At 49.7% G+C, this 17,894-nt stretch carries 16 protein-coding genes; 10 read left to right on the top strand and 6 right to left on the bottom strand.

The window, feature by feature from the left end; all coding sequences use genetic code 11:
- The 6 genes from J0A65_RS02760 to J0A65_RS02735 all read left to right on the top strand — a co-directional run bounded on the left by J0A65_RS02760 (position 1) and on the right by J0A65_RS02735 (position 4,817).
- Entirely contained in the window at positions 1-615 is a 615-nt protein-coding gene (locus tag J0A65_RS02760) for a DUF1190 family protein (RefSeq protein ID WP_206592599.1), read from the top strand.
- 120 nt (positions 616-735) lie between these two features.
- The gene (locus J0A65_RS02755) at positions 736-1,134 is read left to right on the top strand and encodes a hypothetical protein (protein ID WP_206592598.1); all 399 of its coding nucleotides are present in this window, start codon (positions 736-738) and stop codon (positions 1,132-1,134) included.
- Positions 1,135-1,137: 3 nt separating this feature from the next.
- Complete coding sequence (locus tag J0A65_RS02750) at positions 1,138-2,301, top strand: glutathionylspermidine synthase family protein (protein ID WP_206592597.1); 1,164 nt, start codon at positions 1,138-1,140, stop codon at positions 2,299-2,301.
- Between the two features lie 61 nt (positions 2,302-2,362).
- Positions 2,363-2,923 (top strand): rhomboid family intramembrane serine protease, encoded by a 561-nt coding sequence (locus J0A65_RS02745; RefSeq protein ID WP_206592596.1) that lies wholly within the window; start codon positions 2,363-2,365, stop codon positions 2,921-2,923.
- A gap of 162 nt (positions 2,924-3,085) precedes the next feature.
- On the top strand, positions 3,086-3,808 hold the full coding sequence (locus J0A65_RS02740; protein ID WP_206592595.1) for a YebC/PmpR family DNA-binding transcriptional regulator: 723 nt from the start codon (positions 3,086-3,088) through the stop codon (positions 3,806-3,808).
- A 136-nt stretch (positions 3,809-3,944) separates the two neighbouring features.
- Complete coding sequence (locus J0A65_RS02735) at positions 3,945-4,817, top strand: substrate-binding periplasmic protein (RefSeq protein WP_206592594.1); 873 nt, start codon at positions 3,945-3,947, stop codon at positions 4,815-4,817.
- A gap of 2 nt (positions 4,818-4,819) precedes the next feature.
- Here J0A65_RS02735 and J0A65_RS02730 read toward each other — a convergent pair whose 3' ends face one another.
- From J0A65_RS02730 to J0A65_RS02720, 3 genes are all read right to left on the bottom strand, one after another.
- Positions 4,820-5,236, bottom strand: coding sequence for a VOC family protein (locus J0A65_RS02730; RefSeq protein ID WP_206592593.1), 417 nt, complete (start codon positions 5,234-5,236; stop codon positions 4,820-4,822).
- Positions 5,237-5,399: 163 nt separating this feature from the next.
- Positions 5,400-7,430, bottom strand: a complete 2,031-nt coding sequence (locus J0A65_RS02725) for a methyl-accepting chemotaxis protein (RefSeq protein WP_206592592.1) — start codon at positions 7,428-7,430, stop codon at positions 5,400-5,402.
- A gap of 280 nt (positions 7,431-7,710) precedes the next feature.
- Positions 7,711-9,306 carry an isocitrate lyase gene (locus tag J0A65_RS02720; protein ID WP_206592591.1) on the bottom strand — a complete coding sequence of 532 codons (1,596 nt, stop codon included), beginning with the start codon at positions 9,304-9,306 and terminating at the stop codon, positions 7,711-7,713.
- Positions 9,307-9,468: 162 nt separating this feature from the next.
- Here J0A65_RS02720 and J0A65_RS02715 point away from each other — a divergent pair, with 162 nt between their 5' ends.
- A complete protein-coding gene (locus tag J0A65_RS02715) occupies positions 9,469-10,407 on the top strand; it encodes a LysR family transcriptional regulator (RefSeq protein ID WP_206592590.1) in 939 nt (312 codons plus the stop codon).
- Here the strand turns inward: J0A65_RS02715 and J0A65_RS02710 are convergent.
- Positions 10,399-11,154: a hypothetical protein gene (locus J0A65_RS02710; protein ID WP_206592589.1), complete on the bottom strand. Its 756-nt coding sequence runs from the start codon at positions 11,152-11,154 to the stop codon at positions 10,399-10,401. The genes J0A65_RS02715 and J0A65_RS02710 overlap by 9 nt on opposite strands.
- A 271-nt stretch (positions 11,155-11,425) precedes the next feature.
- On the opposite strand from J0A65_RS02710, the gene J0A65_RS02705 reads away from it, so the two are divergent.
- Positions 11,426-13,600 (top strand): malate synthase G, encoded by a 2,175-nt coding sequence (locus tag J0A65_RS02705; protein ID WP_206592588.1) that lies wholly within the window; start codon positions 11,426-11,428, stop codon positions 13,598-13,600.
- A gap of 43 nt (positions 13,601-13,643) precedes the next feature.
- Here the strand turns inward: J0A65_RS02705 and J0A65_RS02700 are convergent, their stop codons facing one another.
- Positions 13,644-14,021 (bottom strand): 3-phosphoshikimate 1-carboxyvinyltransferase, encoded by a 378-nt coding sequence (locus tag J0A65_RS02700; RefSeq protein ID WP_232849706.1) that lies wholly within the window; start codon positions 14,019-14,021, stop codon positions 13,644-13,646.
- Positions 14,022-14,082: 61 nt separating this feature from the next.
- Positions 14,083-15,219 (bottom strand): beta-ketoacyl-ACP synthase III, encoded by a 1,137-nt coding sequence (locus J0A65_RS02695; RefSeq protein ID WP_206592586.1) that lies wholly within the window; start codon positions 15,217-15,219, stop codon positions 14,083-14,085.
- A gap of 766 nt (positions 15,220-15,985) precedes the next feature.
- Here J0A65_RS02695 and J0A65_RS02690 point away from each other — a divergent pair.
- Together J0A65_RS02690 and J0A65_RS02685 are read left to right on the top strand one after the other, a co-directional pair.
- A complete protein-coding gene (locus tag J0A65_RS02690; protein ID WP_206592585.1) occupies positions 15,986-16,522 on the top strand; it encodes a GNAT family N-acetyltransferase in 537 nt (178 codons plus the stop codon).
- Positions 16,523-17,052: 530 nt separating this feature from the next.
- Positions 17,053-17,880, top strand: coding sequence for a sulfotransferase family protein (locus J0A65_RS02685; protein WP_206592584.1), 828 nt, complete (start codon positions 17,053-17,055; stop codon positions 17,878-17,880).
- Positions 17,881-17,894 lie beyond the last annotated feature (14 nt).

Here is a 17,894-nt window from a genome sequence, read left to right as displayed (position 1 = left end):
ATGACCCAAACCAACAGAAAACGCTCGTCAGGTATTAACCTGGCCAGTATGCGTAAAGGATTTGCGCCCAAGCCTCTGGCCGTTGGTGTCGCGGCGGTATTTTTAAGCGCCTGTGGCGGCAATCGTCAGGACGCTGAGGTGTATACCTCGGCCAATGATTGCATCGACAAGAATCCAGAGTTTACCGAGCAGTGCACAACGGCGTATCAGGATGCGCTGACAGAAGCGTCACGCACCGCTCCAAAGTACACTAGTGCAGCAGACTGTGAGTACGACTTTGGCCAGCAACAATGCCACCAGGTGCAAAGTTCTGGCGGCTCGTTCTTTATGCCCATGATGGCGGGCTTTATGCTCGGAAATCTGATGTCACCACGCGGCTATTACTCACAGCCCTTGTTTACGTCCTATTCGCCTTACTCTCCCTATCGTTACCGCTGGACCACCTCCGATGGCTATGATTACGGCTACTACAAGGACCGCCGTTTAAAAGTGGATAAAGACGCCTTTAAACCCAAGCCTGAGGTAAACCGCACGATAAAACGCGGTGGTTTCGGCAGTACCGTCAGGGCGAAATCCAGTTGGGGCAAATCCAGCAGTAAGAGTTGGGGAGGCTAAAAGTCTCAAACACTCATGGGGTTTAATGTAAAGGCTAACGGCGGCTTAGTTCGCCGTTGGCGGCGTTACTCTACAAAATAGCAATTCGATGGTTTTGCGCTTGACTACACAGGACGTCGCATGAAAAAACTATTCCTTCTCTGCCTGCTGGCTTTTCCGGTTTTGGCCGGCCAAATCCAATCCCTACCTACCATCCGGGTTAATCCAGCGAATAACAGCGAGTACCAAGTGACCGCCAAAGTACATATTGTCTGGGAGCAGACTTATGTGGACACCCTGGACAGCCTGGAGGCTGAGGAGATTGTGGTAGCAACCCTTAAAACCCTCCGTGCCAACGAGTTGGCCAAAGACAACAGTGTTGATGTGCTAAAAGTGAAGCTGTTACAACAATTAAGTGGCCGGGGCAAAAATAACAAAGTGCAGGACGTGTTTGTAACCCAGGTGCTGGTTGAATTTATCGGCCAGGAAAAAACTATTGTCGAGCTGGGCAGAGACAGACCCAGCAAAGAAAAGCATTAATCTATGCTGAGAATGCCCATTTCCCCCCGCCCGCATTGGCAGAAAACCGCCGCCGAGTTCGGTTTTTATTTTCATACTATGTACGGCGAGCCTTATTGGGATGAGAGCGCTTACTACCAGTTTACCCTCAAGCAAATTGAAGAGGATTTAGAAGGCCCCACCGAAACGCTACACCAAATGTGCCTGGAGGTGGTAGATGTGGTGGTGCGGGATGCGCGCTGGTTGCAAAAATTCGCGATTCCTGAGCCCTTCTGGCAGCAAATTGCTGACTCCTGGCAACGCCGTGACCCTAGCCTCTATTCACGATTGGATCTGGCTTATCAGGGCAAAGGGCCGGCCAAGTTGTATGAGAACAATGCCGATACCCCGACCTCTTTGTATGAGTCAGGATTCTGGCAATGGCTATGGCTGGAAGACAGGGTTAATCAGGGCCATATCAGTAAAGGGGCAGACCAATTCAATTCCCTGCAGGAAAAGCTGGTCAGACGCTTTAGCGACATCGCCCAGCATTACCAGATAAAGCAAATGCATTTTGCCTGCTGTGAAGACACAGTGGAAGACCGTGGCACCGTACAATATTTGCAGGACTGCGCACGCGAAGCCGGCCTTGCGGATGATTTTGTCTTTATTGAGCAGATAGGTCTGAGCGACACGGGCTTATTTACCGATATGCAAGACCGGGCTATCAGCACCTTGTTTAAACTCTACCCTTGGGAGTTTATGCAGCGCGAAGACTTTGCCGAGCATATTCCTGGCGCTCAGGTAAATTGGATAGAGCCGATGTGGAAGAGCATCTTGTCTAACAAGGCCCTGCTCCCCATGCTGTGGCAATTATTCCCCAACCATCCCAACTTATTACCGGCTTGGTTTGAAGATAACCTACCAGGCAACTGCAGCGGCAAACTGGTGAAAAAGCCGCTTTATTCAAGGGAAGGCGCCAATATCAGTGTGCTGGAAAATAGCCAGCCCATTTTGGCAAGCGACGGCCCTTATGGTGAGGAAGGCTTTATCTATCAGGCCTGGCATCCCCTGCCCCGCTTTGCTGACAACCATACCTTGATTGGCTCCTGGCTGGTTAACGATCAGGCCGCCGGTATTTCGGTGCGCGAAGACACCCAGGCCATTACCCAGGACATGTCGCGCTATCTGCCTCATATTATATTGTGAGGCGTGAGGCGTGAGGCGTGAGGCGTGAGGCGTGAGGCGTGAGGCGTGAGGAAAAGAATATATGCTTAAAAATCAGTTAAAAGTCTTGTTGTGGTTATTGGCCTCCTTTGCCGCAGTAGAGCTTATCAACCTGCTAAGCGGTCGTATGCTAAATCAATTTGGCATATTACCCAGAGAAGTTACCTCACTGCCCGGCATTTTGTTTATGCCTTGGTTACATGGCAGCCTGGGACACTTTCTGTCGAATATAGTGCCTCTGGCTATTTTCTGGCTGCTTATGCTGGAATACGGGTTGAAACGCACACTTTGGATCAGCCTCTGGATTGTGCTCTGCACCGGTTTGCTGGTGTGGCTATTCGGCCGTTTTTCCTATCATATCGGGGCCAGTGGTCTGGTTTACGGCCAGTTCGGCTTTCTGATACTGGCCGGATTTTACAGCCGCCAGGTCACTAAACTACTGATATCTCTGGCTGTGGGATTTTTATACGGCGGAATGGTGTTTGGCGTGTTACCCAGTCAGCCCTTTATCTCCTGGGAGGCGCATTTATTTGGTTTTATCAGTGGGCTTTTGGCCGCCCGTTTCTGGCATGGCCGCCCCAAGACCGCAGCTAGCGGTTCGTAATTGCCAAGGCGCTTTATAAGGCACCTAGCAAAAACTGGTCAAAACGCCCCGTATAGCGTTAAAATCCCAGCCCTTCGATGCCCATTCGATTGGTTATCCAGATTCCAGGTAGCTAATGGAATGGGGTTATCCCACGAATTAAACAATTGAGAGAGCATTCCCATGGGTAGAGCGTTTGAAGTCCGCAAGGTAGCGATGGCCAAAACCCAGGCCGCCAAAAGCAAAGTATATTCAAAGTACGGTAAAGAAATTTACGTCGCAGCTAAGAACGGTGGCCCGGATCCTGATACCAACGTTGCCCTGAAGCGACTGATGGAAAAAGCCAAGAAAGATCAGGTACCTGCTCACGTAGTAGAAAAGGCCATTGAAAAAGCCAAAGGTGCCGGCGGTGAAGACTATACCCCAGCGCGCTATGAAGGCTACGGTCCAGGTAACTGCATGGTGATCGTTGACTGTCTGACCGACAACAACAACCGCACTATTACGGATGTACGTAACTGTTTCACCAAAACCAATTCCAAAATTGGGGCACCGGGCGCAGTTATGCACATGTTTGATCATCAGGCGATTTTTTCCTTTAAAGGCGACGACGACGAGCCAGTACTGGAAGCCCTGATGATGGCCGATGCCGATGTGACGGATGTGGAAGTAGAAGACGGCATGGTCACGGTATTTGCACCGCATACCGAGTTCTACAAAGTCAAAACCGCTTTGAGCGAAGCCTTTGACGGTATCGAATTTGAAACCGAAGAAATTACCTTCGTACCGCAAACCACCACTAAGGTAAGCGGCGACGACGTGGCCATGTTTGAAAAATTTATGACCATGCTCAACGATTGTGATGATGTACAAGACATCTACCATAACGCCGAAGTCGACGAGTAAATCGCGCTCTGCCGCCGGGTCCTCCGGCGGCAATTTCCCCAGCCAGCCCCCTTATTGCATCCTGTCTATAAATAGCGCAAGATTGAACAACGCTTCCAATTGCCTTGGATGGGCCGAACCAAAGTTGTCTGCCTGAATGAGTCAACCCCAAGTTCTATGTGACCAACAGCTTACCTTACGAACAGGTAATGGCGGCTGGTTGCGGCTGGCATGGAGCAAAACAAAGTTATGGTATGGCCGCCTGCTGCTTAGCACTTTACTTATTTCAGCGCCAAGTCAGGCTGAGCCGCCAACCTGGCAACTGGTTACCGAGCATTTCCCCCCCTTTAATTATCAGCAGCAAGGCAATCTGACCGGCTTTTCTACCGAACTGCTGAAAAGGATGATGGAAGACAATCAGCTCGCCTATCAGATTGCTCTTTATCCCTGGGCCAGAGCCTACCAGATAGTGTTAGACAGCCCCCACACCCTGATTTATTCCATTGGCCGAACCAAAGAGCGCGAAGACGCCTTTTACTGGGTTGGTCCTTTAGCGAATGTGGATGTGTATCTTTGGCAATCAGTTGATGCACCGCCACTGGATCTGAAAGATCCGATGCAGTTTAAAAGAGCACGTCTGGCCTTTATTCGTAAAAGCGCTATTGAAAAGCGTCTGCTATCAGACAAGCGTTTTAACAAAGAAAACAATTATCCGGTCACGGAAATCGAAGACGCCCTGATGATGCTTGCCCATCGGCGCGTTGACGGTGTGTTGATGGCAATCAACATGGAGGAAGAAAAAGCCCAGCTACTAAAACATCTTGCCGATAAAATTGAGCGACGCCAAAAAGTATTGACCTTGCCCTTATACGCAGCGCTGAATAAAGCCAGCGGCAGACAAACCGCCGAGCTACTGCAACAGTCTTTGTACCAACTCCGTGCTAAGGGCGACTACCAGCAGTTGTTAGATGAATATGGGCTGGGTGACGAATTGGTTAATTTGCCAGTTCCTGCACTTACCGAGCAATAGGGTTACGACCAATACTGTCCGGGCCGGTAATTACCGAAATACCACATATGCCCCTGAGGATCTTTAACCATATATCCCCTCGCGCCATATTCCTCGTCTTGTAGCTCCCTGATCACCTCTGCACCAGCCGCCACAGCCCTTTGAAAATGGCTGTCTGGATCAGCCACATACAAACTCAACATCATGGACAAACCACCGGCCGTCTGAGAGCTAATCCAATTAAACTCCGCTTTGGGTGAACTGAGCATAATCACAGTGCTGCCAAGTGACAGCTCGCTGTGAATGACCTCCCCACTCTCTCCTGGCACCACAAAACGACAGGTAAAACCAAATGCCTCACATAACCAATTAATAGCTGATTGGGCATCGGCATAGATTAAACATGGGTAAATATCTGAGCATGGAGTGTCTTGGCTCATGTTATTCCTTAACGGGTAAAAGATGCGTCTCTGAGGGTAGTCGGCCAGCATAAAAAAAGCCACCGACTAGCGGTGGCCTGTAACTGTAGCTCAATTAAGTAAGCAAGGTTATATTCAGCTAACCGGAGCGGAAAACGGATAGGTGCCACCTTGGCAACTATGTTTATCCGCGTCTTGCAAACTCTGCCAGTTCTGTTGATGTTTCATTAACTACCGTCAGATTACGGTTTATTTCCTCGCAAGTCTTGCTTTGCTCTTCGACAGCAGTCGCCACATGTATCATATGGTCACTGATAGCGTTGACTTTAAAGGTTACGGAATTAAGCAAATCAAATGCGGCTTCAGTCGACTCAACACTGCTCTGCGTTCTCTGCTGACCTTCATTGACTAACTTCACTGCATTGGCCACATTGGCGCGCAATTCATTGATCAAACTACTGATTTCATCGGTAGAGGTGCGAGTTCTGCCAGCCAGCGTTCTAACCTCATCAGCCACCACGGCAAAGCCTCGCCCCTGTTCCCCCGCCCGAGCTGCCTCAATAGCGGCATTCAAAGCCAGTAAATTGGTTTGCTCCGCAATCATATTAATGACATCGATAATACTATTTATGTTCCCTGTACTCTCAGACACTACAGTCACCGCTGAGCTAATATCACCAATATCCTGAGACACCTGCTTAACCTGGTCCACAGCTCCCGAAAGGGTTTTCTGCACGCCACCGACTGACTCCACCACGTCTCTGGCATCCTCCGCAGAACCGGACGCCAAGCGCGAAATTTCACCTACAGTTTGTGTCATCTCGTCCATCGCGACGGCGACACTCTCAATTTCGCGCCCCTGCGTGGTGGTGGTATCCAAGATTTTTTTGGTTCGCTCATGTAACGCATCTTCCATCTCTTTACGCTTTGCCGACATCTCGTTTAGCGCAATAGCAACCACATCGTTAGCAGAGCGCTGAGGCATAGAAACACTTAAATCTCCATCCGCGACAGCTTTACATACCCGGCTTATCTCCTGGTAAGAATCAACCACGTCATACAATCGCATGGTCAGCAGATCAATCTCGTCTCGCTCGCTGCTGCGCTTGGTCTTAAGCGCACTGACATTCCCCTGTGCCACGTTGTCAGCAATTTTGACCGCAGATTCCACCTTGATGCTGATGCGTCGGGCAAACCAAAAGGCAATTACCACAATCAACAGCAAGCCAACGGCCGCCAACACTGCGCCTTTTATAGTGAGGGTCACAATCGGCCCTTTCACAGTCTCTTCGCTTTCACGCAGAATCAACACCCAATCCCCGGTTGCAACCGGATAAGATGCGTAATAATACTGCCCCTCATCAAACGGATCCGCCAGTAAGTCGATATATCCTTTGTCACGATTGCTCAGCATACCGGCCAAAGTCTTAGCATAGGGCGTGTCACTTACCAACTTAGTTTTAAGCTGACTGGCTCTAGTCGTGGAAGCAATGAATGTATTCTGTCGGCTGACCAGAAACATCTCATAACCTGACTGCTGTTTAAGCGACATTAACATCTGTTCAATTTTATCCAGTGCCATGTCAACGCCAGCCACACCAACAAATTTACCATTTATAACAATGGGATAACTCTGCTCTACCAACATTACCCCTTCATACTCATAGGGCTCAGTAACAAGGCCGGTGGGATTGCCATTACGGTTGAATAACTGACGTACGCCGTCGTAATACAAACTGGTTTCCATATCTAACAGCGCTGAAACCGCCAAGCTGTCTCCCTGTCGGTACCAATATGGAAGAAAACGCCCTGTCGTGTTCACAGCATTCTTTAGGCCAGGCTGAATTGTCTGAGAGTCCTGACCGTCCGCATTAGGCTCGTAACCAAAATAGGCCCCATTTAATTCTGGGCTGGTTGCCAAAACTTGTCTGGCATATTGGCTCGATTCCAGTCTGCGTCCAAACAACCCTTCCTGCTGGGCCAATGCCATTATTTTGGCTGTTTGCAACGCTTTTTGATTAGCTTGCTCAATTAACAGAGCGGTACTTTTTACGTCGCTGACCAACGAAGATTCAGCCTGTAAAGCGGCATTTTCGAAAGTATTGTATGCATTCAATGAAATCAGACTGACAATTATCACCAACACTGGTAACACGAGGAACATAATCAGCTGTCCTCGAATACTGTCCTTAAAAGGCATGCTACTAGACGCCATAGATTACTCTCTGTAGTTTCTTCGCAAAGGATGCCACACAGGGCCATCCAACCTATTTACTTAATCCGCAATGAAGTTAAAGCAATACAGACTATAAGCTGCAGCGTCTTCAGCGCTCGTAAGTGGTGCCAGGCTGTAACCAACCATACGCATTTCAAAACTAACATAACCTATTGATTGAGTTTAAAAAATAAAAATATAGGGTTAGCTGAAAACATTCTAATAAGCATACAAAAAAGCGCGAGCCAACCAGCCCGCGCTTTTTATATTTATATTCGACTTAACCAAATTGATTCATGGTGTTGTCTTTACCTGAGGCTTTAAGCGCTGCATCACCAGAGAAGTACTCTTTGTGATCGTCGCCCATATCCGAACCCGCCATATTCTGGTGTTTCACGCAGGCAATACCTTCGCGGATTTCCTTACGCTGTACCCCTTGAACATAAGCCAGCATACCTTCATCACCGAAATAGCCCTTGGCCAGATTGTCGGTAGACAAGGCCGCCGTGTGGTAAGTAGGCAGCGTAATCAGGTGGTGGAAGATACCGGCTTCACGGGCCGCATCGGCCTGGAAGCTACGGATCTTGGCATCGGCTTCCTGCGCCAGTTCAGTGCTGTCGTACTCTGCGCTCATCAGGCTGGCACGATCAAAACCGCTCAGGTCTTTACCTTCTGCCTGCCAGGCATCAAACACCTGCTGACGGAAGTTAAGCGTCCAGTTGAACGATGGGCTGTTGTTGTACACCAACTTGGCATTAGGCACAGCTTCACGGATGCGTTTTACCATACCGGCGATCTGGCCGATATGTGGCTTCTCGGTTTCAATCCACAGCAGGTCAGCACCATTTTGCAAGCTGGTGATACAGTCCAGCACCACGCGATCCTCACCGGAGCCTTTCTTAAACTGGAACAAACCGGATTGCAGACGCTTAGGCTTTAACAACTTGCCATTAGCCTTAACCACTACATCACCGTTTTGAATATCCGCAGCGCTTTCAATGTAATCGCCATCCAGGAAGCTGTTGTATTTGTCACCCAAGTCGCCCGGCTCATTGGTCACGGCAATTTGCTTGGTTAAGCCAGCGCCCAGTGAGTCGGTACGGGCCACAATCACCCCGTCTTCCACACCCAGCTCCAGGAAGGCATAACGAACGGCATTGATCTTGGCCAGGAAGTCGGCGTGAGGTACGGTAACTTTACCGTCCTGGTGACCACATTGCTTCTCGTCAGATACCTGGTTTTCAATCTGAATGGCACAAGCACCGGCTTCAATCATTTTCTTGGCCAGCAGGTAGGTGGCTTCTTCGTTACCAAACCCAGCGTCGATATCAGCAATAATAGGTACTACGTGGGTCTCAAAGTTATCAATCTGGTTTTCCAGGCTGGCAGCTTTGGCGGTGTCACCACTGGCACGGGCATTATCTAACTGACGATACAGTCCACCCAATTCACGGGCATCGGCCTGACGCAGGAAGGTATACAGCTCTTCAATTAACGCTGGCACTGAGGTTTTCTCGTGCATGGACTGGTCAGGCAGTGGGCCAAATTCACTGCGCAGCGCAGCAATCATCCAGCCGGACAGGTACAAGTAGCGCTTGGCGGTGGTGCCATGATGTTTCTTAATGGAGATCAGCTTTTGCTGACCGATAAACCCATGCCAGCAACCTAATGACTGGGTGTAGGCACTGCTGTCTGCATCATATTCTTGCATATCACGGCGCATGATGGCGGCCGTGTAACGCGCAATATCCAAACCGGTTTTAAACTGGTTCTGTGACTTCATACGCGCTGCGTATTCGGGATTAATAGCACCCCAGGTGTGGCGGCTTTTGAGCAACTGTGTGAAATGTTCAATATCCTGTAAATAGGCTGACATAAGCGTTCTCCGGTTATCGCTGGCCTTGCCCGACCAGCCGCTTCAACTTTGCTGTGTACAGATAGTGAAAGTGCCTCTAATGGGCGAATCTGCTAATGACAAGCATAGACATCCGGGGTAGGATTCAACCAATTTATAAATCTCATACCGGCCATTAGTTTTATGAATATAGCCAAGGTTGACCTGAATCTGCTGGTGTATTTTGATGTGTTAATGCGTGAGCGCAGTGTCACCCGGGCAGCCGCGCAATTGTCTATTACCCAACCGGCCATGAGTAACGGCTTAAAGCGCTTACGGGAGTTGTTCAACGACCCGATTCTGGTACGCACCAGTGACGGTATGACCCCCACCCAGCGGGCCTTACAGTTACAACCTGTGGTGCGCGACGCCATCTCCCGTCTGGAAGCGGCCATACAACCCAAAAGTGATTTTGATCCCCTCACCAGTGAGCGGACCTTTCGCATTATGGCCAGCGATTATGCCGAATCGACCCTGTTGCTTGAGGTAATTCGCCAGTTAAATCAGCAGGCCCCGAATATTACCCTGGATGTGATTACCCCGTCGGATGTGACCTTTCATGATGTGGAACACGGCAAGGTGGATATGGCCATTAACCGCTTTGAAGAGTTGCCACTGTCTTTCCACCAGAAGGTGATCTGGTACGACAGTTTTTCCTGCGTGGTGAATAAGCAAAACCCGGTGGTGAAGCATTTCACCTTAGACAAATACCTTAAAGGCCAGCATATCTGGGTGAGCAAAACCGGCTTTGGGGTAGGCGTGGGTATCGACCCCAATGAAGTGCAAAAACTCGGCTGGGTGGATCTGGAACTGGCCAAGCTAGGCAGAAAGCGGCATATCCGGGTATTTACCCGCCACTATCATGTGGCGCTGCAATTGGCCCGCGAACAAAACCTGATTGCCACGCTGCCAAGCCGCGCCGCCAAGATCTACAAAGACGACAGCAATATGGTGATCCTTGAGCCGCCCTTTGATATTCCGCCTATCGCCCTGAAAATGGCCTGGAGTGCCCTACTCCAGCACGATGCCGGGCATATCTGGCTTAGGCGCTTAATCATTGATATTGCTAAAGAATTATCCTGATTTTTGGATAAGGTAAAAGGAGACTTTTAGCGCATCCCCGGTTTTAGGCGGGGTGCTGCTGGAACTGAATGTCAGTTGCAGTGGGAAGCGCTCAGCCACATCATGGGAATAGTCTTTGAGCAGTGAATTCAGGTAAAAATCCTTTTGCTGGGTGGTAAGCAACATACATTGCGCTGATGAGCAAATAACCGCATAGCTTTTGACTCCCCAGGTTACCGCCACCTGCGCAATATACTCGAAGATTTGTTGCTCCAACGCCTTATTGCGGCCCGCCTCATTTTCAAGCAACTGATTGATTTGTTTAGCATTGGCAAAGCGATAGCGAGTCTGGGCAAATGCCCCGGCAAGCGGCTCCGGCAAATGACGGCGCGCCGCTTTCATATTAATGTCACCCCTTTCCGAGTCGCGATGCCGGTCATCCGTGCTCTCCACCGTCAAGGTAGGCGCTTGATCGGTTATCGCCTCACGAACAGATAAACCTGTGCTGGTTTCAATAGTGCCAGGCTGATTGCCATTTGCCCGATGCGAGTCTATCGCCTTAATGTGCTGCTCAGCACTGTCCTGCTGCCCTGCTATAACGAAGGGGTTAGGTGCAGGGGTTTCGGTGTTAGAAGGGTTTGAGCCCTTCTCTAGCGTGGCATTCCCCCCCACAAAAGTAGTCTCTGCGGGTGACTGAGGCCCTAGATACTCATAGGCCAGCCAGCCAAGCAGTAATAATCCTATTCCCAGCCACAGATTCCCTTTCATAGCATCCTCAAGCGATTGTTTAAATCCTAAGCAACCTTATCACCTATGCACAACACCCTGTCAATCATGCTGCCAGGCACCTGAAAGGCCTTCATAGCATGCATTCGCACAACACTATAAACAGGGTGAATACCGAAAATACAGTCCATAAACTCTACAAACACAGCTGACCTGTCTAGACTGGCCAAACCAAGATTCTTCGCTGCCAGTTATTGGCGCACACATAAATATAGAGCCACTATTGGCTCAGCCCTACACAAAGGAGCCCAGCATGGCGGAAACAATCAACAAGGGCCGCTTGGCCATTTATCCCGGTCTGTATGAGTTTATACAGCAGCAGGCCTTGCCCGGCTCACAAGTAGACGCTGATGCATTCTGGTCTGGTTTTGAAGCACTGCTTGCCGATCTTATCCCCGTTAACCAAACCCTGCTGGCCAAACGTGATGTGCTACAAGCGCAGATTGACGACTATCATCGCCAGCATCCTCAGCTTGACCCGGCCCACTACAAAGCCTTTTTGCAAGACATCGGCTACTTGCAACCCGTACCGCAAAGCAGCCAAATCAGTACCACTCAAGTGGATGCAGAAATCGCCACCATGGCTGGCCCGCAGTTAGTGGTGCCAATTAACAACGCCCGCTACGCCCTAAATGCCGCCAATGCCCGTTGGGGCAGCTTGTATGATGCCGCCTACGGCACAGACGTGATTGATGAAAGTGACGGCGCTGAAAAAGGCAAAGGCTATAACCCGGTACGCGGACAAAAAGTAGTGGCCTGGGCCAGAACCTGGCTGGATAGCATCGCGCCTTTGGCACAAGGTTCGCATCAACAAGCCGTAAGCTACCGCCTGGAAAATGGCAGTTTGCTGATTGATCTTAAAGACGGCAGCACCACAACCCTGCAAGATCCTGCCAGCTATGTGGGTTATCAGGGCAGCACCGAGCAGCCTGATGCCATATTGCTTAAACACCATGCCCTGCATGCTGAGCTGCAATTTGATCGCAATCATCCGGTGGGCAAAAACGACCCGGCGGGTATTAAAGATATTCTGCTGGAGTCTGCGCTTACCACTATTATGGACTGCGAAGATTCGGTGGCCGCGGTAGACGGCGAAGATAAAACCCTGGTCTATCAAAACTGGTTAGGACTAATGCAAGGCAGCCTGAGTGCCGACCTGGAAAAAGGTGGCAAAATTCAGCGCCGTACCATGCATGAGGATCGCAGCTATCTATCTCCAGAAGGGCAGCCATTTAGCCTGAAAGGCCGCAGCCTGATGCTGGTAAGAAACGTCGGCCATCTGATGACCAATCCGGCCATCTTGTTTGACGGCGAGGAGATTCCCGAAGGTATTATGGATGCAGTGATCACCTCACTAATTGCCAAACACGATCTGCTTGGGCTGGGTAAGTTTAAAAACTCACAAAGCGGCAGCGTATATATTGTTAAGCCGAAAATGCACGGCCCGGAAGAAGTGGCCTTTACCAACCAGTTGTTTGGTCGGGTAGAAGCCTTGCTGGGCTTGACTGCCAATACCTTAAAGATGGGCATTATGGACGAGGAGCGTCGCACCAGCGTGAATCTGCGCGCTTGTATTGCCGCCGCCCCTGAGCGGGTGATCTTTATCAACACCGGCTTTTTAGACAGAACCGGCGATGAAATTCATACCAGTATGCTGGCCGGTGTCTTTGCCCCCAAAGGCGAACTGAAAACCCTGCCCTGGATCCATGCCTATGAGCGCGCCAATGTGGCCGCCGGTCTGGTATCAGGTTTATCCGGTAAGGCCCAGATAGGTAAAGGCATGTGGCCGATTCCGGATCAAATGGCCAATATGATGCAAGCCAAGCTGGGGCATCCACAAGCCGGGGCCAATACCGCCTGGGTTCCCTCACCGACTGCCGCTACTTTGCATGCCTTGCATTACCACCAGGTGGATGTGTTTGCCATTCAGCAGCAATTAGCCAGTGAGGACTTTGACGGCCTGGATACCATCTTGCAGATCCCACTGATGGCGAAAGACAGACAGCTTAGAGCCGATGAGTTGCAACGAGAGCTGGATAACAACGTGCAGGGTATTTTGGGCTACGTGGTACGTTGGGTGCATCAGGGGGTGGGCTGTTCTAAAGTGCCGGATATCAATAACGTCGGTTTGATGGAAGACCGCGCCACCTTAAGGATTTCCAGCCAGCATATTGCCAACTGGCTAAAACACGGTTTATTGGATGCCCAGCAAGTGCAGGCGTCACTGGCGAAAATGGCGGTGTTGGTGGATAAGCAAAATGCCGACGATCCGGAGTATATCCCCATGGCGCCGGACCTGGATAACGCCATTGCCTTCCAGGCTGCTTCTGAACTGATTTTCGCGGGCGCAGAACAGCCAAGCGGCTATACTGAGCCGGTGCTACATAAAAAGCGCCGCGAAATGAAAGCACGCTTGCAGCAAGGCTAAGGTTTCAGCTTGACGGGTAACGCTTCGATCCCAACCCGAAGCGTTACTCGAAGAGCTTTTTAAACTCTGACCAAATCCCCAACGAGAAATCGTCAAATAAGTTAATCCCCAGTGCCGATTTAATCAGGTACAGCACCAGCAAGCCCAGCAATACGCAGAACACAATAAACGCACTCAACAGCGCTGCTGACGCCAGGGCAGACAGGGCTTTTTCCCGCTCGGATAATTCCCGGCGGTTCTTCCCCATCAAAAACACCAGATAGTAACGCCAGCGGGTAAAAGGAACCGGCAAGGTGGCACGAATATCCACCGCATGGCGTCCCCAACTGCGGGCGCCCAGTGCCAGTTTCAGGTGGTTAAGCTGCTCGTCATTAAAGCTGTCGGCCACCGCCTTGGGCATACGGCCAAGCAAATTCTGCATAGCCGGTTCCTGGCGGACATCGCCGCCAGTGTTCGATTTTTGCGTCATCCCTGAAGCTCGCTTAACGTTTACGTACAACCAGACTACCGATGGAATACCCGGCGCCAAAAGAGCACAGCACCCCCACATCGCCGGATTGCATATCCTGATGATGCAGATTAAAGGCAATCATTGAACCGGCAGAGGCGGTATTGGCATAGCGATCCAGCACTATTGGTGCTTCATCAGCGCTGGCATCCCGCCCCAGCAGCTTTTTGGCAATCAGCAGGTTCATATTGATATTGGCCTGGTGTAACCACCAGCGGCGCACATCCGTAGCGCCCAAACCATGCTGTGCCACATGGCTTTCCAGGTGCGTGGCAGCCATAGGGCAAACCTCTTTAAATACGCTGCGGCCATTTTGGTGAAAGAGCTTATCCACGGCAAAAGGATCGGTGTCCTGAGCGCGGCTCATAAAACCAAAATTAGAGCGGATATTGTTGGAAAACTTAGTTACCGCTTTGGTGCTTAAGATCTCAAACTGGTGGTCGCTGCTGGCCGTGGCGGCAGACTCCACCACCTTAGCGGTGGCCACATCACCGAAGATAAAATGGCTGTCACGGTCGGTGTAATTAATCTGCGGCGACACCAACTCGGGGTTAATCACCAATACCGCTCTGGCAGTGCCGGCCTTAACCATTTCATAGGCGCGGTGCAAACCAAAAGTCGCCGCCGAACAGGCCACCAGCATGTCAAAGCCAAAGCCTTCAATGCCCAGCGCTTCCTGCACTTCAATGGCAATGGCCGGATAGGCGCGCTGGGTATAAGCGCATGACACAATCACCGCATCGATATCCTGCGGCTGCTTATTGGCCGCTTTTAATGCGGCCTTGGCCGCTTCTATGGCAATTTCAGCCTGCTGTGAAACCTGTTCATCACTGCGCTCGGCAAAGTGCGGATACATACGATCAATATCCAGCACGCCGTCTTTACAGTAGATAAACCGGCTCTTTATGCCAGAGGCTTTTTCAATAAACTCCGCACTGGAATGCGGCTTGGCTTCCAGTGTCCCGGCCTCAATGGCGGCCTGGTTGGTTTGGTTATATTTATCGGCCCAGGCATTGTAAGCGCTGACCAATTCTTCATTGCTAATGCTGTGAGAGGGGGTCCAAAGACCGCTACCGCTGATAACGACGGCTTGAGAGGCTGCTTGCGACATGGAAAATTCCCGCTGTAATTCAGCCCATAGAATACTGAAAAGCCGCCATCTTGTCATGCAATGGCCAGACCTGTGACCTGTTAGTGACACTAAACACGCACAGGCCCAGTAAAACAGGTAGATAAAGACACGCTGTGAATCAATTAGTTAGCCTTATCCGTAGGCATTAAGCTGTAAGAACGGCGATCAATTAGCGCCATAAGAAAGCGGTGAATCACATAAAAAGTAGTAACAATCCGTATAACAGCAATAGTACGGAACACATCCGCCTTTCCCCGGCACCAAATTGGTGCGGCTTCCAAACTCTTGCTAGGCAGTGGGTTATAAGCATGCTAAAAAATGACCAGGTAAAAGAAAAGTACGGCGTTAATTCAACACTTTCTGAAGAGACAAGAGGCCTCTTTTAATAGCCAAAGACAAGATCTAGAAAAAAGATGTCGCGTTATTATTCTGCTGATGTATGCGGCTCATGATTTTGAGACTAACAAGTCGTCCTTGCGTATTAATCGGCCTGATCTATCTACCAAGGAAGACGTTCTCGAAGAATTGAAGACTGAATGGTTCAACATGCTTTTATTCGCATCAGAAAATACACAAAATTCGTTGCATGCATTTGTTCATAATCCAGATGTGACTAACCTAAAAAATGCAGCATTATCAATGCGTAAAGATTTAGGTCGTGGCAAATTGGGGCAGTCAGTTTATGATTTGCGGTTCTAGCCCTAACAATCACCAGCAATGCCCCAGGATAAAAAAGGAACTTTCGATGTTTAAAATCGAGACTAAGCGTTTGATTATCAGGGATATGACGCCGAGCGATGAAAGTGCCTTTGTTGCTATGTCTCAGGATACTAAATATCAGCGTTTCTACGACGAAAGTGATTGTGACCCTAATAAATACAAAGCGTTAACAGGCTTATTTATAGCTCAGGCTGCTGAACAACCAAGAACGTCATATCAACTCGCTGTTGAATCTAAGGACTCAGGACAGTTTATTGGGACTGTTTGTTTGCGCTTAGAAGACAATCATCAAGCTTCAATGGGCTGTGCGTTTGCAAGAGCAGCGCAAGGCCGTAAGTTAAGCCAGGAAGCGGCTTTAGCGCTGGCAGATTTTGGTTTTGCGGAGTTGGGTGTTCATCGCATCTATGCGGAGACTATTAGCAAAAACTTACCTGCCATTAAGCTCTGTAAGTCTTTAGGTATGCGACAGGAAGCTCATTTCAGAGAGCATCGATTTTTCAAACAACAGTGGTGGGATACCGTGGTTATGGCAATGCTTCGAACCGAATGGGGCAAGGCATAATCGGGTAACCGGGGGTCTCTAGTCCCCAGTCTCCACAACACCCTGCATGCGGCTGTGCACAAGTCTGCTGGGATGTAAAAGGCAGGGCGACGCAGAAACCAGAGCCGAGGAAGTAGCTTTTGGGCCAAAGTTGTTGCTGCTTATGCTAGGTCAGTTTTTAGTTGTTACGTTCGTTGTAGCAATATTTACCAGCATCAAAAAAAGGTGGCTAAGTGTTGGCAGCCCTGAACAAACGCATTAACTCGCTCGCAGGCTCGCTGATATATAACAGTGAGACTGTGACATTGGTTAAATTATCTCGCAGTTGGTTCCCAGTTGATTGTTTGGGTAACGTCAAGGCTCGGTCGCAGTGCTGAATAAAATGGCTTCTGTAGAGATGCCCGTATGCAAAATGATCCGCTAAGCCAAATGGGATAAAGGGAAGTCGGGCCTTGACGATGATCTGCTCAAAAGGCCCTGGATATATATTGACCAATATAAAAAACTAGGTTCAACTCAAATAGTTACTCGGTTGGAAAAAGAGCCACTTAATGTCAGCTAAATTTCATTTTATTTCCGGGCTCCCCCGTTCCGGCTCCACATTATTGTCATCAATTTTGCGACAAAACCCGGCTTTTACTGCCAACATTTCCAGCCCTGTCGCGCCGATGTTAACCAGCATATTGCAACAATTCAGCGCTGGCAGCGAGCATGCGTCACAAGTATCCACTATGCAGCGCCAGGCCCTATGCAAAGGATTATTTGAGAACTACTACACTGAGCAACAAGATAAACAGGTCATTTTTGATACCAACCGTTTGTGGTGCGCGCGCTTGCCATTGTTACAACAACTGTTTCCACAAAGCAAAGTGATTGCCTGCGTGCGCAACGTGGCCTGGATCATGGACAGTATTGAGCGCCTTTATAATAAGGACCCACTGGAAAACAGTCGGCTGTTTAATGACGACGCTGAGCGCAACACCGTATACAGCCGCACTGAGGCGCTCGCCAACACTAACCGCATGGTGGGGTTTGCCTGGACAGCGTTAAAAGAAGCCTATTACAGCCCTCACGCTAAATCGGTATTACTGGTTGATTACCAGCTACTAACCGAAGCGCCGGATAAAGTAATGCGGCTTATTTACCAATTTATTGATGAGCCCTGGTTTGAGCATGACTTTAATAATCTGTCATTTGATACACCGCAATTCGACCAGAACCTTGGCTTAAGCGGTTTGCACAGTATTCGCCCGAAACTAGCGGTAACAGCTCGGCAAACCGTCTTACCACCCGATGTATTTGAACGCTTTAACACGATGAATTTCTGGGATACCGATACCAGCAGTGCTGCCAACGTGATCAGAATTAAACAGCCTTAAATTATGCAGGAAAG

It is taken from the genome of Bowmanella yangjiangensis, from assembly GCF_017255015.1.
GTDB classification, from domain to species: domain Bacteria; phylum Pseudomonadota; class Gammaproteobacteria; order Enterobacterales; family Alteromonadaceae; genus Bowmanella; species Bowmanella yangjiangensis.
Note: the sequence above shows the minus strand (reverse complement) of the source record. Positions and strands in the feature narration are given on the sequence as shown.